Origin of the sequence: Stenotrophomonas indicatrix (genome assembly GCF_002750975.1) — a bacterium.
Lineage (GTDB): Bacteria > Pseudomonadota > Gammaproteobacteria > Xanthomonadales > Xanthomonadaceae > Stenotrophomonas > Stenotrophomonas indicatrix.
In genome coordinates this window covers 1,612,535-1,627,778 of record NZ_PEJS01000001.1, presented here as the reverse complement: position 1 = coordinate 1,627,778, position 15,244 = coordinate 1,612,535, and the positions used below count along the sequence as shown (strand labels likewise).

At 68.8% G+C, this 15,244-nt stretch carries 15 protein-coding genes; 1 reads left to right on the top strand and 14 read right to left on the bottom strand.

The genetic code is table 11. The annotated features are described in order from the left end of the window. Positions 1-142: 142 nt before the first annotated feature. The 11 genes from hisIE to hisS all read right to left on the bottom strand — a co-directional run bounded on the left by hisIE (position 143) and on the right by hisS (position 9,415). Positions 143-763, bottom strand: a complete 621-nt coding sequence (hisIE, locus tag CR918_RS07625) for a bifunctional phosphoribosyl-AMP cyclohydrolase/phosphoribosyl-ATP diphosphatase HisIE (protein WP_099842379.1) — start codon at positions 761-763, stop codon at positions 143-145. Next, the gene (gene hisF, locus CR918_RS07620) at positions 753-1,529 is read right to left on the bottom strand and encodes an imidazole glycerol phosphate synthase subunit HisF (protein WP_049464459.1); all 777 of its coding nucleotides are present in this window, start codon (positions 1,527-1,529) and stop codon (positions 753-755) included. Before hisF ends, hisIE begins: the two co-directional genes overlap by 11 nt. Beyond that, entirely contained in the window at positions 1,523-2,257 is a 735-nt protein-coding gene (hisA, locus tag CR918_RS07615; protein WP_099842378.1) for a 1-(5-phosphoribosyl)-5-[(5-phosphoribosylamino)methylideneamino]imidazole-4-carboxamide isomerase, read from the bottom strand. The genes hisF and hisA overlap by 7 nt, the downstream gene beginning before the upstream one ends. After that, on the bottom strand, positions 2,254-2,856 hold the full coding sequence (gene hisH / locus CR918_RS07610; protein ID WP_025874829.1) for an imidazole glycerol phosphate synthase subunit HisH: 603 nt from the start codon (positions 2,854-2,856) through the stop codon (positions 2,254-2,256). Before hisH ends, hisA begins: the two co-directional genes overlap by 4 nt. Beyond that, the gene (gene hisB / locus CR918_RS07605) at positions 2,853-3,926 is read right to left on the bottom strand and encodes a bifunctional histidinol-phosphatase/imidazoleglycerol-phosphate dehydratase HisB (RefSeq protein ID WP_025874831.1); all 1,074 of its coding nucleotides are present in this window, start codon (positions 3,924-3,926) and stop codon (positions 2,853-2,855) included. The genes hisH and hisB overlap by 4 nt, the downstream gene beginning before the upstream one ends. Continuing rightward, positions 3,923-5,017, bottom strand: a complete 1,095-nt coding sequence (gene hisC / locus CR918_RS07600; RefSeq protein WP_099842377.1) for a histidinol-phosphate transaminase — start codon at positions 5,015-5,017, stop codon at positions 3,923-3,925. Before hisC ends, hisB begins: the two co-directional genes overlap by 4 nt. Continuing rightward, on the bottom strand, positions 5,014-6,309 hold the full coding sequence (gene hisD / locus CR918_RS07595; RefSeq protein ID WP_093819685.1) for a histidinol dehydrogenase: 1,296 nt from the start codon (positions 6,307-6,309) through the stop codon (positions 5,014-5,016). Before hisD ends, hisC begins: the two co-directional genes overlap by 4 nt. After that, the gene (gene hisG, locus CR918_RS07590) at positions 6,306-7,217 is read right to left on the bottom strand and encodes an ATP phosphoribosyltransferase (RefSeq protein ID WP_033830971.1); all 912 of its coding nucleotides are present in this window, start codon (positions 7,215-7,217) and stop codon (positions 6,306-6,308) included. Before hisG ends, hisD begins: the two co-directional genes overlap by 4 nt. Before the next feature lie 34 nt (positions 7,218-7,251). Further along, positions 7,252-7,560 carry a YerC/YecD family TrpR-related protein gene (locus tag CR918_RS07585; protein ID WP_099842376.1) on the bottom strand — a complete coding sequence of 103 codons (309 nt, stop codon included), beginning with the start codon at positions 7,558-7,560 and terminating at the stop codon, positions 7,252-7,254. Positions 7,561-7,724: 164 nt separating this feature from the next. Then, complete coding sequence (locus tag CR918_RS07580) at positions 7,725-7,994, bottom strand: hypothetical protein (protein ID WP_099842375.1); 270 nt, start codon at positions 7,992-7,994, stop codon at positions 7,725-7,727. A 23-nt stretch (positions 7,995-8,017) separates the two neighbouring features. After that, positions 8,018-9,415 (bottom strand): histidine--tRNA ligase, encoded by a 1,398-nt coding sequence (hisS, locus tag CR918_RS07575; protein ID WP_025874842.1) that lies wholly within the window; start codon positions 9,413-9,415, stop codon positions 8,018-8,020. Positions 9,416-9,554: 139 nt separating this feature from the next. Between hisS and CR918_RS07570 the strand changes: the two genes are divergently transcribed. Further along, the gene (locus CR918_RS07570; RefSeq protein WP_033830968.1) at positions 9,555-10,307 is read left to right on the top strand and encodes a Crp/Fnr family transcriptional regulator; all 753 of its coding nucleotides are present in this window, start codon (positions 9,555-9,557) and stop codon (positions 10,305-10,307) included. 151 nt (positions 10,308-10,458) lie between these two features. Here the strand turns inward: CR918_RS07570 and thrC are convergent, their stop codons facing one another. The 3 genes from thrC to thrA are packed head-to-tail and all read right to left on the bottom strand — an operon-like array spanning position 10,459 to position 15,193. Further along, positions 10,459-11,748, bottom strand: a complete 1,290-nt coding sequence (thrC, locus tag CR918_RS07565; RefSeq protein ID WP_099842374.1) for a threonine synthase — start codon at positions 11,746-11,748, stop codon at positions 10,459-10,461. A gap of 29 nt (positions 11,749-11,777) precedes the next feature. Next, entirely contained in the window at positions 11,778-12,692 is a 915-nt protein-coding gene (locus CR918_RS07560) for a homoserine kinase (RefSeq protein ID WP_099842373.1), read from the bottom strand. After that, complete coding sequence (gene thrA, locus CR918_RS07555) at positions 12,689-15,193, bottom strand: bifunctional aspartate kinase/homoserine dehydrogenase I (RefSeq protein ID WP_080148954.1); 2,505 nt, start codon at positions 15,191-15,193, stop codon at positions 12,689-12,691. The genes CR918_RS07560 and thrA overlap by 4 nt, the downstream gene beginning before the upstream one ends. Positions 15,194-15,244: the final 51 nt, after the last annotated feature.

Genomic DNA, 15,244 nt, shown 5'->3' with positions numbered 1-15,244 from the left:
AAGAGACCGCCTATTGTAGATTCCGGCGATGACATCGCGCACGCGATTGCCGCTTTTCCTGTCGTGCCGGCCGCTGGCCGGCATTCCACCAGGCGTCCCTTGATCATCGGGTTGCCGGCCAGCGGCCGGCGCTATCGCGCCTCTAACGATGGCGCTTTTCCAGCACGTCGCGGGCATCTTCCAGCGACAGCCCGCGCGCGCGCAGCAGCACCAGCAGGTGGTACAGCAGGTCCGACGCCTCGCCCAGCAAGGCCTCATCGTCCTGCGCCACCCCGGCCAGCGCCGTCTCCACGCCTTCCTCGCCCACCTTCTGCGCGATGCGGCGGATGCCGCCTTCGAACAGGGACGTCGTATAGCTGCCGGAGGGGCGCAGCGCCTCACGCACGGCGACCAGCTGGTCCAGGCCACCGAGGAAGTCCTTCGGTGCGCCGTCGAAGCAGCTTTCCGCGCCGGTGTGGCAGGTCGGGCCTGCCGGGCGCGCCAGCACCAGCAGCGTATCGGCATCGCAATCGACGCTGATCGACTGCACCGCCAGCACATTGCCGGACTGCTCGCCCTTGGTCCAAAGACGCTGCTTGCTGCGGCTGAAGAAGGTCATGTGGCCGATGGCCAGCGTCGCTGCCAGCGACTCGGCGCTGACGTAGCCCAGCATCAGCACCTGCAGGGTGTCGGCGTCCTGCACAACGGCCGGCAGCAACCCATCGCCCTTGTCCCAGTACAGCGTTTCCAGCGCCTGCGGCGACGGCCGCACATCAATAGACATCCCGCACCTCGATCTGCTGCTCGCGCAGGTAGCGCTTCAAGTCGGCAATGGCGATGGCGCCACTGTGGAATACGCTGGCCGCCAGCGCACCGTCAACGTCGGCCTGGTCAAAGGCCTGGGCGAAGTGCTCCATCGTACCCGCACCGCCCGATGCGATGAGGGGCACCTGGCACAGCGCACGTGCCTGGCGCAGCTGCTCGACGTCATAGCCACGGCGCACGCCATCGCTGTCCATGCAGTTCAGCACGATCTCGCCGGCACCCCGGCGCTGCGCCTCGACGATCCAGTCCAGCGTGCGCAGCGGCACTGCCTGGGTTTTGTCCGGGTCGCCGCTGAAACGGCGCACGCGCCACTGGCCGTCGTCCTCGCGTACCGAGTCGACACCGACCACCACGCACTGCACGCCGAACTCTTCGGCCAGTTCGGTGATCAGTTCCGGGCGGCCCAGCGCGGGTGAGTTGATCGAAATCTTGTCCGCACCGGCGAACAGCACGCGACGCGCGGTCTCCACGCTGTCGATGCCGCCGGCCACGCAGAACGGGATATCGATCAGGCGCGCGATGCGCTCGATCCAGGCCACGTCCACCGACCGTGCCTCCGGGCTGGCGCCGATGTCATAGAACACCAGCTCGTCGGCGCCCTGGTCGCGATAGCGCTGCGCCAGTTCGGCGATGTCCCCCATGTCGACGTGATCGCGGAAACGCACGCCCTTGACCACGCGGCCATCGCGCACGTCCAGGCACGGAATGATGCGGCGGCTCAGCATGCCAGCGCCTCCGCCAGGTCCATGCGCTGTTCCAGCAATGCCTTGCCGAGGATCGCGCCGCCACAACCGGCGGCCTGTGCCGCAGCCACGTCGGCCACATCGCGGATACCGCCTGACGCCTGTATCGCCACGCCCGGCAGCAACGCTGCGAGGTGCCGGTACAGGCTGATGTTGGGCCCGGCCAGCATGCCATCGCGGGCGATGTCGGTGCACAACAGGTGACGCATGCCGGCCTGTGCATAGCGCTCGGCCAGCGCATCCAGGGTCACCCCCGCGTTCTCGGTCCAGCCATGCACCGGCAGCTGCCATTGCCCCTGCGCGTCCTGCCGTGCATCGAGGGCGATGGTCAGCCGCTCCGGGCCGAACTCGCCCAGCCAGCCGATCACCTGCGCCGGCTCGCGCACCGCCAGTGAGCCGATCACCACGCGGCTGGCACCCGCATCGAGGATGCGTGCCACGTCGTCACGGCCACGCACGCCGCCACCGGTCTGTACCTGCAGCGGGGTCTGCGCACGGATCGCGGCCAACAGCGGCGCCAACGTGTAGCCACCGGCACGTGCGGCATCCAGATCGACCAGGTGCATCCACTGTGCGCCCTGCGTGGCGAATGCGTGCGCACGCGGCAGCGGGTCGTCGCCATAGTGGGTTTCCTGCGCGTAGTCGCCCTGGCGCAGCCGCACGACGCGGCCGTCGCGGATATCCAGTGCGGGGTAGACGATGAAGCTCATGCAGCGGTGCCCTCGAGGAAATTGCGCAGCATCAGCGAACCGGTATCGCCGGACCGCTCGGGATGGAACTGGGCGCCGAAGTAGCGGCCCTGCTCGACCACGGCGGTGAACAGGCCGCCGTGATCACAGGCGGCGACGGTATGGCTGTTCAGCGGCGCGGCATAGCTGTGCACGAAATACGCACTGGCGCGCTCGGGAACCCCCTGCAGCAGCAGCGACGGGCGCAGCGGCAGCAGCCGGTTCCAACCCATGTGCGGCACGCGGATGCCACAGGCCGGCACCAGCTTGCGCACCACGCCGGGGATCAATCCCAGCGTATCCACGCCGGCCTCTTCGGAGCGGTCAAACAACAGCTGCATGCCCAGGCAGATGCCCATCAAGGGCACCTGCAGCTGGCGCAGCGGCTCGACCAGGCCCTGCGCATGCAGGCGCTGCATGCCGGGGCCGGCCGCGCCGACGCCGGGCAGGATCACCCGTTGCGCGCCGGCCAGGCCTTCAGCATCGCGGACCAGCTTCACCGTCGCACCAAGCCGTTCCAATGCGTAGCGCACCGAACCCAGGTTGGCACCGCCGGCATCGATCAGCACGACCTCGCTCACAGCGCCCCCTTGGTGGTCGGCAAGGCGGTGCCCTGCCGCGCCAGTGCCGGCCGCAGTGCACGTGCCAGGGCCTTGAAGCAGGCTTCAACCTTGTGGTGGTCGTTGTCGCCACGCACCTGCAGGTTGAGGTTCAGCCCGCTGGCGTCGCACAGCGAACGGAAGAAGTGCGGGACCAGCTCGGTCGGCATGTCGCCCACGCGCTCGCGCTTGAACTCGCCTTCGAACACGAAATACGGGCGGCCGCTGAAATCCAGCGCAGCACTGGCCAGGGTTTCATCCATCGGCAGGGTGAAGCCGTATCGGCCGATGCCGCGCTTGTCGCCCAGCGCCTCGCGCAGGGCCTGGCCCAGCGCAAGGCCGGTGTCTTCGATGGTGTGGTGTTCGTCGATGTGCAGGTCGCCCTCGGCGCGGATGTCCAGGGCGAAACCGCCGTGCTTGCCGATCTGCTCCAGCATGTGGTCGAAGAACGGCAGGCCGGTGTGGATGTGCGCATCGCCGGCACGGTCCAGATCCAGTTCGACGCGGATCTTCGTCTCCTTGGTATTGCGCTGGACCACCGCCGTGCGTGGTGCATCGGCCAGTGCGTGGGCGATGCCCGGCCAGTCCCACTCGCCGCCGAACTGTTCGGTGCGCAGCTGGAAGCCACGGATGTTGAGGTTGTCGGCGAACTGCAGGTCGGTGATGCGGTCGCCCACCATGCCCGAGCGCGCCCAGTCGATGCTGCGGTCCTGCAGGTAGGCCGTCATCAGGCCGATGCCCGGCTTGCGCGTCGGCGCGTTGTCGTGCGGCCAGCTGCAGTCGACCAGCACGTCACGGAAAACGATGCCCTGGCTTTCGAAGATCTGCAGCATCAGGTCATTCGGGCCATCGAAGCTGGCGCGCGGGTAGCTCTCGCTGCCGAGGCCATCCTGGTTGGTGACGATCACGAACTGGTAGCCGGCATCGCGCAGCTTCAGCAGCGCCGGGATCACCTGCGGCACGAAGCGCAGCTTCTCGTAGGCGTCGATCTGGAAATCCGCCGGCTCCTCGATGAGGGTGCCGTCGCGGTCGATGAACAGGATCGGCGTCATGCCGCGGCCCTCCGTGCCGACAGGGCCGCAAGCACGCGGTCGTTCTCTTCGGGGCTGCCGATGCTGATACGCAGTGCATCGCCCAGCTGCGGTGCGGCGCGCTGGTCGCGCACCACCACGCCGGCAGCGAGCAGCGCGTCGAACGCCACCTGCGCATCGGCAAAGCGGACCAGCAGGTAGTTGCCGGCCGATGCATATACCCGGCCGATGCCAGGCAGGCCCTGCAGGCCGTGGTGCAGGCGCTCGCGCTCGGTGATGACCGTGGCTACCCGCTCAGCGGTGCGCGCAAGCGCGGCCGGCTGCAGCGCCTGCACGGCCAGCTCGGCGCACGGCGTCGGCACCGGGTACGGCGCCTGGCAGCGGCGCAGCACGGCAATCAGCTCCGGCGCGGCGATCAAGGTGCCGATACGCGCGGCGGCCAGTGCGTGCGCCTTGGACAACGTGCGCAGCACCGCCAGGTTGGCGTGCGCGGCAAGCAGCGTGGTCGCCGAAGCGCGCTGCGCGTACTCGACATAGGCCTCGTCCACCACCACCAGCGCCTGCCCGCGCAGGGCAAGGGCCACGCGCTCGATCTCCGCCAGCGGGATATCGCTGCCGGCAGGATTGGACGGCGCGCACAGGAAAACGAGCTTGGCGCCCTTCCCCTTCGCAGCGGAAATAACCGCATCCAGGTCTGTGCGCAGGCCCTCACCATCGTCAATCAGCGGCACCTCGATCAACGGCGCACCCTGCAACCGCGCACAGACTGCGTACATGCCGAATACCGGCGGCGTCACCAGCACGCCATCGCGGCCCGGCACGCACAGGGCGCGCACCAGCAGATCGATCGCCTCGTCGCTGCCACGGCCTACCAGCAGCTGTTGCGGCTGCACGCCGTACAGCGACGCCAGCTCATCACGCAGCGCAGCCGGCTGCGGCTCCGGGTAGCGGCGGCTGCCCCCGGTGGCGTCTGCCGGATTGGCCCACGCTGATTCGTTCGCGTTCAGCCACACCTCGCCCTGCACAGCGCTGCTGCGCGCCGAACTGTAGCCGGCAAAGGCCTGCAGGTCCGGCCGTACCAGCGCCAGCACGCCGTCGATGTCCGCGCTCATGCGGCCACCTCCATGCGCAGTGCCACCGCACGTTCGTGTGCATCCAGTCCTTCGGCGCTGGCGATGATGCGCGCGCAGCCACCGATCGCGGCCAGGCCAGCAGCGGTCGCGCTCTGTACGCTGATCAGGTTCTGGAAGCTGGCCACGCTGACGCCACTGTAGGCGCGTGCGGCACCGGCGGTGGGCAGCACGTGGTTGGTGCCGCTGCAGTAGTCACCCAGTGCTTCCGGCGTGTAGTCGCCGAGGAACACCGAACCGGCCGCCTGCACCTGGTCCAGCCACGCGCGCGGTTCGCGCAGGGCCAGGATCAGGTGTTCGGGGGCGTAGCGGTTGCTGATCGCAAACGCATCGGCCAGCGACTCCACCTGGATCAACTGCGATGCCGACAGGGCCTGGCGGGCGATGTCCTGCCGCGGCAGCAGGGCCACCTGGCGCTCAACTTCGGCCTCGACGGCGGCCAGCATCGCCGCGTCATCGGTCAGCAGCAGCACCTGGGAATCCGGGCCGTGCTCGGCCTGCGACAGCAGGTCGGCGGCAACGAATGCAGGGTTGGCACCGGCATCGGCGATCACCAGCACTTCCGAGGGACCGGCCGGCATGTCGATGGCGGCGGCACCGTCCTGTGCCACCTGCTGCTTGGCTTCGGTGACGAAACTGTTGCCCGGCCCGAACAGCTTGTCGCTGGCCGGGATGCTTTCGGTGCCATAGGCCATCGCCGCGATCGCCTGCGCACCACCCAGCTTGAACACGCGTTGCACACCGGTCAGGCGCGCGGCCACCAGCACCGCAGGATCGGCCGTACCGTCGGCACGCGGCGGGGTGCACAGCACCACCTGTGGGCAAGCGGCCAACTGCGCCGGCACGCCCAGCATCAGCGCGGTGGACGGCAGTGGCGCACTACCGGCCGGCACGTACAGCCCAACCCGGCCGATCGGCCGCAGCATGCGCTCGCAGACCACGCCCGGCGCGGTTTCCACCGTATAGCCCTGGCCCATGCCGGCCGCGTGGAAGCGGGTGATGCGTTCGGCCGCTTCCACCATGGCCTGGCGCAGCTCGGCCGGCACCGCGGCATCGGCAGCTGCGAACTCGGCTGCGGAAACTTCGAAATCCTGCAGATCCACGCCATCGAAGCGCGCGGTGATCGCGCGCAGCGCGGCGTCGCCCTGCGTGCGCACCTGCGCGATCAGCGCGGCCACCGCATCACGGGTCTGCTGCGCCACGGTCTGCACCGGGCGGGTCAGCGCCGCGCTGCGTGCGGCCTCATCAAGTTGCGACCAGATCAGACGATTCATGCCAGCGACCGCTCCACGCTCAGTACCATCAGGCCCTGGGCGCCGGCGCGCTCCAGCTCTTCCATGCGCTGCCAGGTCAATGGACCGGGGCACATGGTCTGCAGGCGCAATGCACCGCCATCGGCAGGCAAACGCACCAACGGTTCGGCATCGGCCAGCAGCTGCGACAACGCGTCGACGCGGTCCTCGCTGGCGCGGAACATCAGCAGCTTGCGGTCCTGCCGCTGCACCACGCCGTCCAGGCGGCGCAGCAGCATGCTGCGCAGCGCGCCGCGCGCATCATCGGGAACGCGTACCGCACCGGCCAGCACGGCTTCGCTGTCGAGCAGGTTGTGTACCGGGGTGAGCTGGTTGGCACGCAGCGTGGCGCCGCTGGAGACCAGGTCGCAGATCAGGTCGGCGGTGCCCAGGCGCGGCGCGATCTCCACCGAGCCGGACAGTTCCACCACCTGTGCATCCACGCCCTGCGCGGCCAGCCACTGCTTGAGGATGGCCGGGTAGCTGGTGGCGATGCGGGTACCGGCCAGTTGTGCCGGCCCCTGCCATTGCCAGTCTTCCGGCACCGCCAGCATCAAGCGGCACTGGCCAAAGCCCAGCCCCCGCAATGCCTGGTAGGCATCGGCCAGGCCGATCTGGCGACGCGCGGCCGCCTGTTCGTCCAGTTCGTTGCGGCCGACGATGCCCAGGTCGCAGACGCCATCGGCGATCAGGCCGGGAATGTCGTCGTCGCGCACCAGCAACAGGTCCACCGGCAGCGATTCGCCGTAGCAGAACAACTTGTCGCGGCTCTCGCGCCAGCTCAGGCCACAGGCACTGAGCAGGTTGCGGGCGGGCTCGGCCAGCCGGCCACTCTTCTGGATGGCGATACGCAGCCGGTCTCGCGCCGGCGCTGCCTGGGTTGCACTCATGGGGGAGGTCTCGAAGTCTGGAACGGGGCGCGGATCAGCGCGAAGCAAGGCGGTCGACAGCGGCGGCATAGCCTCGATGGCCATGCTCGAGCGTGCGTGCCACCCGTCCGGTGGTGGTCACGCTGACGCCGGTGCGCTCGTGGATCTCGCGGTAGGGCACGCCCTGCTGCAGCAGCGGCACCACCTTCCAGCGGTCGGCCATGGCTTCCAGCTCGGCTGGCGTGCACAGGTCACGCAGGAAGGCGACCACCTGCTCCGGCTCGCGCAGCGCGGCAAAGGCCTGGGCCAAGGCTTCAAGATCGGCGTGCGGGTCTTTGGCGGCGATGTCGGGGCGGGCTTTCACGGGCGGGGCTCTTGCATCAATGTAATAGCGTGTTAGTACATTAACGCATTCTTTCAGGCCGCGTCAAAGGCACGACCAGGTTCCGCCAGGCCCGTTCAGGCAGCGGAAACGAAAACGCCCACCGGGCGGTGGGCGTTCGGATGCGGCAATGGACAGGGCTTCGATCAGGGCAGGCAGCGGACCTCTGCCTGCAGCGCGCCGCGCCGCAGGCATTCACCGAACAGGCTGCCCTGCCGGCTGGGACGGGACTGCAGGTTCTGCAGCGTTCCTGCCCGGCCCAGGCACGCCCGCTCGGCAAGGGCCTGCAGATCCTGCTCAAGCTGCGCTCGATCCATCACATGGCAGCGATCAGCCACCAGCTGGTAATACGCAGGGCCGATCCGGGTGCTGCGCAACGCCGGATCGCTCTGGCATGCCGCCAGCAGGAACAGCATCAGTGTTCCTGCAGCGGCACGCGTCACGGCATGACCCGCGACTGCTCCAGTTCCACCTGCAGGGTGCTGGCCAGTTCATCACGGGAGACTTCGAACTGCTGCTCGCGCAGCAGGTCCTTCACCGCCACCACGCCGCGCGCCAGTTCGTCCTCGCCAGCCAGCACCACGAAACGGATACCGGCCTTGGCCGCGTACTGGAACTGCTTGCCGATCTTCTTCGGCTCCATCTGCACTTCGGTGTTGATGCCACCGGCGCGCAGGCGGCGGGCGATGTCCAGCGACTGCGGCATGCCCTGCTCGTCCATCAGCGCCACCAGCGCCTGCACGCTGCTGGCCTCGATGCCCTCGATCAGGCCAGCTTCGCGCAGCTGCCAGAACAGGCGCGACAGGCCGATGGAAATGCCCACGCCCGGCAGCTTGGACTTGCTGTAGTGGCTGGCCAGGTCTTCATAACGGCCACCGGAACAGATCGACCCGATCTGCGGGTGGTCGGTCAGCGTGGTCTCGTACACCGTGCCGGTGTAGTAATCCAGGCCACGTGCAATGGAGAAGTTCAGGCAGTACGCGCTTTCCGGCACGCCCAGTGCCTGCACCAGCTGCAGTACTTCGCGCAGCTCGGCCACGCCGGCACGCAGGATCTCCGAGGAACCCGCACCGTCTTCCAGCGCTGCCAGCTGTGCCAGCGCATCGGCATGACCCTGCGAACGCACGGCGACGAAGGCCAGGATCTTCTCGACCTGTTCGGCCGGAATGCCGAAGCCCTCGCCCACCAGCGTCTCGCGCACGTAGTCGGGGCCACGCTTGTCCAGCTTGTCCACTTCGCGCAGCACTGCCAGCTGTCGTTCGCCCTCGGCCACGCCCAGGCTTTCGAAGAAGCCGCGCAGCAGCTTGCGGTTGTTCAACTGGATGCTGAAGTCACCGATGCGCAGTTCGGCAAATACCGCATGGATGACCGCCAGCACTTCGGCGTCGTAACGCACGCTCAGGCTGTCCTTGCCGATCACGTCGATGTCGCACTGGTAGAACTCGCGGAAGCGGCCGCGCTGGGCGCGCTCGCCACGGTACACGCGCTGCATCTGGTAACGGCGGAACGGGAAGGTCAGCTCGTGTTCGTGTTCGGCCACGTAACGCGCCAGCGGCACGGTCAGGTCGAAGCGCAGCGCCATCTCCGGCAGCGAACGATCACCGGATTCAGCAGCGTTGGCCAGCGCGCCGGTGGACTGCACGAAATACACCTGGCGCTCGGTTTCGCCGCCGGACTTGGTCAGCAGCACATCGGACAGCTCGAACACCGGCGTCTCCACCGGCAGGAACCCGAAGCGCTCGTAGTTGCGGCGGATGACGTCCAGCATGCGCTGGAACGCAATCTGCTCGCGCGGCAGCAGTTCAAGGGTGCCGGGCGGGGTACGGGGCTTGATCACGGGCGGAGCTCCTGCGGAATCGGGGACGTGGGAGGGGGCGACATTCTAGCGCCCCGCATCGCTCAGCCGCAGATAAGGGGTCCAACGGCCGCTTGAAGTATCATAAAGCCCTCCCCCGCCCGCGATACGCCCACGCAACATGTCCCGGCCTTCCGGCGCTCCGCCCGCCACCAACGACCCCGCCGCGCCGTCCTGCGCCACGCTGGACTGCCTGCACTGCTCGGTACGCCACCTGGCGGTGTGCTCTGCGCTGTCGCCCGATGAGGTGCAGGCGCTGGAACAGGTGACCGTGTCGCAGCAGCTGGCGATGGGCAGCACTCTCGCCCGCAGCGGCGAAGAGCGCCAGCATGTCTATACATTGACCGGTGGCGCGCTGCGGCTGGTGCGCACGCTTGCCGATGGCCGTCGCCAGATCAATGGCTTCGTGCTGCCTGGCGATTACCTGGGCCTGAGCGGCAGCGACCACCATCGCTACGACATCGAGGCCATCGCCGACAGCCGCGTGTGCCGCGTTGCCCTGCCGCAGATGAAGGGCCTGCGCGCCCGCTATCCGCACTTGGAGCGCAAGCTGCTGCAGCGCGCCTGCCAGGAGCTGGACGCCGCACAGGATGCCGCGCTGGCGCTGGCACGCCTGCAGCCGGCGGAAAAACTTGCTGATTTCCTGCTTCGCCTGGCCGCGCGCGAGGCCAAGCTGGGCGGAGATGGCCTGCGCGTCTCCCTGCCGATGGGCCGCGGCGACATCGCCGATCATCTGGGCCTGACGATGGAGACGGTCAGCCGCACCTTCACCAAGCTGCGCCAGCAGGGGTTGATCGCCCTGCCTCATCTGAACGTGGTTGAGATCCTCGACGAGGATGGCCTGCGCACGCTGGCCGGTGACGTGCAGGGCTGAGCGCCCGATCAGTATCGGCTTGCCGGCCAGCGGCCGGCACTACCACGATCGATTGGTGACATCTGCGGTTGCCGGCCAGCGGCCGGCACTACCCGTGATGCGTGGTTCTGGTAGTGCCGGCCGCTGGCCGGCAACCACGCAGACGCCTCCATCAACGCAACAACACCTCACGCAATGCCGCGTAGTCCGCCGCCAATGGCTCGGCATGTGCCGGACGCTGCAGCAATGCATCCAAGGCCGGCGGCACCGCCACTGCTTCGCCGATCAACGGTTCCACCACCGCCTCGAACTTCGCCGGGTGCGCGGTAGCAACCACCGCCCAGTCACCCTTGGCGCCACCGGCGCGCAGATCCTGCAGCACCTTCACCGCCGTGGCCGTGTGCGGGCAGAACAGTTCACCGTCGCTGGCATGGGCGCTGGCGATGGTCGCGCGGATGGTCACGTCATCCACTGCGAAGGCGCGGAACGCCGCCCGCAGCTCGGCATCGTCGCCCTGGTACAGCCAGCGCAGCCGCTCGAAGTTGCTGGGCGCGCCGACATCCATGGCGTTGGCCACGGTCGCAATGCTGGCCGCTGGCTGGTACGGGTCGCCACTGAAATAGCGCGGCAGCACCGCGTTGGCGTTGGTGGCCAGCACGATCTGCCCGATCGGCACGCCGAGCGCGCGCGCCAGCACTGCCGCCATCGCATTGCCGAGGTTGCCGGTCGGCACCACCAGGTTCAAGCGCCGCTGATGCTGCGCATGATGGCTCAGCGCCGCGTGCGCGTAATAGCTCATCTGCGGCAGCAGCCGGCCCAGGCTGATGCTGTTGGCGGAGCTCAGCGGCACCTGTGCCTGCAGATCGCGGTCGGCCAGCGCCTGCTTCACCATCGCCTGGCAATCATCGAACGAACCGGCCACCCGCAGCGCCTGGATGTTGTCGCCAAAGCAGCCGAGCTGGTGCGCCTGTCGCGGCGACACCCGCCCATCGGGATACAGCACCACCACGCGTACACCGGGCTGCCGATGGAAGGCCGCCGCTACGGCTGCACCGGTGTCACCGGAAGTGGCCACGACGATGGTCAGATCGCGTCCCTTGCCGGTCTGCAGCCGCGACAGCACACCGGCGAGGAAGCGCGCGCCGATATCCTTGAACGCCGCCGTCGGCCCGTGGAACAGCTCCAGCACATGGTCACCGCTGTTGCGCAGCGCGCGCAATGGCACGGGGAAATCGAAGGCCTCACGGCAGATCGATGGCAAGGCCTCGGCCAGCACATCGCCCGCGAAGAACGGCGCCAGCAGGTCAGCGGCGGTATCGGCCAGGCTCGTACCGGCCTGCAGCGCGCGCGGCGCCGGCAGCACCTCCGGTACGTACAGGCCACCATCAGGGGCAAGGCCGGCGGCGATGGCCGCACTGAGTCCAACGGCCGGCGACTGGCCGCGGGTCGAAACGAATTGCATGGGGTCGATATCCGGTAGGGAGGAAGGATTCAGCACAAGCAGGCTCCGGGTGCATCCAGCGGCGAGATCCAGGCATCACTGTCGAAGCCGGCAGCGGCAAACGCCGCACGCACCGGCTGCGCTGCCGCGCGCGCCTGGTCGGCATCTTCAAACCAGGCAAAGACGCTGGGCCCGGCGCCGGAAATGCCCGCGCCCATCGCGCCGGCGGCCAGTGCAGCATCGCGTGCCGCGTCGAAGCCCACGATCAGGCCCGCCCGCCGCGGTTCCACCAGCACATCGCGCAGGCCGGCGCGCACCAGCGAGGCATCGCTGCGATGGCAACCGCTCAACACCAGCGCCAGGTGGGCACTCTGCGCGACGAATTCGCCCAGCGCATAGCTGCCCTGCAGCGCCTGTCGTGCCCGCCGGGTCTCCAGCACCGCATGCGGATGCACCAGCAGGCTGTGCCAGCTGGCCGGCACCGGAATCGGCACCAGGCGATCAGCCGTGCACAGCGCCACGCCGCCCAGCAGCAGCGGGCCGACGTTGTCACCATGGCGGCCACCGCTGGCCACGGCTTCGCCATCCAGTGCGAACGGATACAGCGCCTCGCGCGGCAGCGGCATGTCCAGCACTGCATTGGCTGCCACCAGCGCGGCCACGCAGGAGGCCGCCGATCCGCCCATGCCGGAGCCGAACGGAATGCCCTTGTCGATCTCGATGGCGAAACCGAAGCCCAGCCCCAGCGCTGCGCGCAGCGAGATCAGCGCGGCGCCGGCGGTATTGCCTGGTGCGTCCAGCGGCAGTTCGACCGCACTGCCACGGATCGCATCGATGCGCACCAACGGTTCGTCGATGCGGCGCACGCTCACCGTATCGCCGATACCGGCGATGGCGTGGCCGAGGATGTCGAAGCCGACCGCCACGTTGGCCACCGATGCGGGTGCGAAAGCGCGTGCGATCACAGCCGCGCTCCTTCGCCGGCCGCCACCCGCAGCAGATCAGCGAACACGCCGGCAGCGGTGACTTCCGGGCCCGCGCCCGGGCCCTGCACCACCAGCGGGTTGTCGCAGTAGCGGCGGGTACGGAACTGCACCACGTTGTCGGTCAGCCGCAGGTTGGCGAACGCGTGGTCGGCCGGCAGCTCCTGCAGCCCGACCGACGCGCCATCCGGCCCCAGCCGCGCAACATAGCGCAGCACCGCGCCGCGTTGGCGGGCATCGTGCAGCCGGGCCAGCAGCGCCTCATCGGAGGCACCCAGGCGGGCCATGAAATCGTCCACGCTTCCTTCGCGCAGCAACGCCGGCACCAGGCTCTCCACCTGCACCTGCTCCAGGCTGAGCGCGTGACCGGCCTCGCGGGCCAGGATCACCAGCTTGCGCGCAACATCCACACCGGACAGGTCGTCGCGCGGATCCGGCTCGGTGTAGCCCATCGAGCGCGCCTGCGCGACCAGTGCCGAGAACGGCTGGCTGCCGTCAAAACGATTGAACAGCCAGGCCAGCGTGCCGGAGAAGATGCCTTCGATCGCCAGCACTTCGTCTCCGGTATCCACCAGGTCACGCAGCGTGGTGATCACCGGCAGGCCGGCACCCACCGTGGCCTCGTAGCGGAAGCGCGCACCACTGGCCGCCGCCGCCGCGCGGATGCGCTGGTAGCGTGCCAGCGGACCGGCGCCGGCCTGCTTGTTCGGGGTCACCACATGGATGCCGGCGGCCAGCCAGCCTTCATAGCGCTCGGCGACCTCGGCGCTGCCACTGCAGTCAATCACCACCGCGTGCGGCAGATGCGCGGCCAGCAGGTGCTCGGTGAAGTGGTCCAGATCGCTGGCCTGGCCGGCGTCCTGCAGCGCCTGGCGCCAGTCTTCATGCAGGCCATCGGCCTCCAGGCGCATGCGCGAGCGTGACGCAAGCGCGCGCAGGCGCAGATCGACATTGGCCTTGGCCAACAACTGCGGGCGCGCCGCCAGCAGCTGGTCCAGCAGCGCAGCGCCAACATTGCCCGGACCGATCACCCCCACCGCGAACGTCTGCGGCGACAGCCAGAACCCGGCATGCGCGGCACGCAACGCGCGGGTCGCATCGGCGCTTGCCACCGCCACCGAGATGTTGCGTTCGGAAGACCCCTGCGCGATCGCGAGGATGTTCACCTGCGCCCGGCCCAGCGATTCGAACAGCCGTGCGGCCACACCCGGCTGGCCCGCCATGCCATCGCCCACGGCGGCCAGCACGCTGACGCCCTCGCTGACCTGCACCCGCTGCACCTGGCCGGCAGCCAGTTCGTGCGAGAACGCCTGCACCACGGCATCGCGACCACGCGCCGCTTCACCCGCACGGACAACGCAGCAGATGGAATGTTCGGAAGACCCCTGCGAAATCATCACTACCGAGACCTGTGCCTGGCGCAGCGCGGCGAACACCCGTTCGGCGGTACCCGGCACGCCGATCAGGCCGGTGCCTTCCAGGTTCAGCAGGGCCAGATCCGTGCTCAGCGTCAGCCCTTTCACCGGGCCACGTGGCGAGCGCTCGGCGCTGATCCGCGTACCCGGATGGCTGGGCTGGAAGGTATTGCGGATGAAGATCGGCAGGCCCAGCCGGATCGCCGGTGACATCGTCTGCGGATGCACCACTTTCGCCCCGAAATAGGCCAGCTCGCAGGCCTCGTCGTAGCTCAGCGCGTGCAGCTGCACGGCCTCCGGCACCAGCCGCGGGTCGGCCGACAGCACGCCGTCGACGTCGGTCCAGATATGCAGTTCATCGGCGGCGAACAGTGCGGCGAAGATCGCGCCGGAGTAGTCACTGCCGTTGCGGCCCAGCGTGGTGACGCGGTCCTGGCGGTCGCGGGCGACGAAACCGGTGGCGACCACGCGCGACTGCGGGTGCTGCAGCCGCCACGCGGCAAGGCGGCCGGCACTGGCATCCCAGTCGACATCCACGCCCAGTTCGCCGTGGCCGACCACCAGCACATCGCGTGCATCCAGCACCGCGCAGTCCTCGCCCAGCGCGCGCAGGTGGGTACCGAGCAACTGTGCGGAGAACACCTCGCCCAGGCCCTGCACGCGGTCGAGCACCTCGCGTGGCAGTTCGCCGATCACCGCCAGCGCGGCCAGCACCTCGGCCAACTGGTCGAAGCGTGCATCGATCCAGTCCACGGTATCGCCCACCTGCTCACCCAGCAGCGCTACCGCGGCACCCCGATGCCGCGCGCGCAGCGCATGCCACGCCTCCTGCCAGCCGGCATCGCCCTGGGCTGCCAGGTGCGCCAGTTCGATCAGCGCATCGGTAACCCCCTTCATGGCCGAGACCACGCTGACCTGCAACGACTCGGGGCGGGCCAGCAGCAGGCCGGCGACATGGCGATAGCGCTCGGCGTCGGCCACCGAGGTGCCGCCGAACTTGTGCACGACAGTGGACGGCGCGGCCAGTGCGGACGCGGCAGGCGAATGGGCGGGAGCGATGGAAGACATGCAGACCTCGGTTGGAGGCCCCGTCGCATGCAGGTGGTCGAGTTTCCCCGT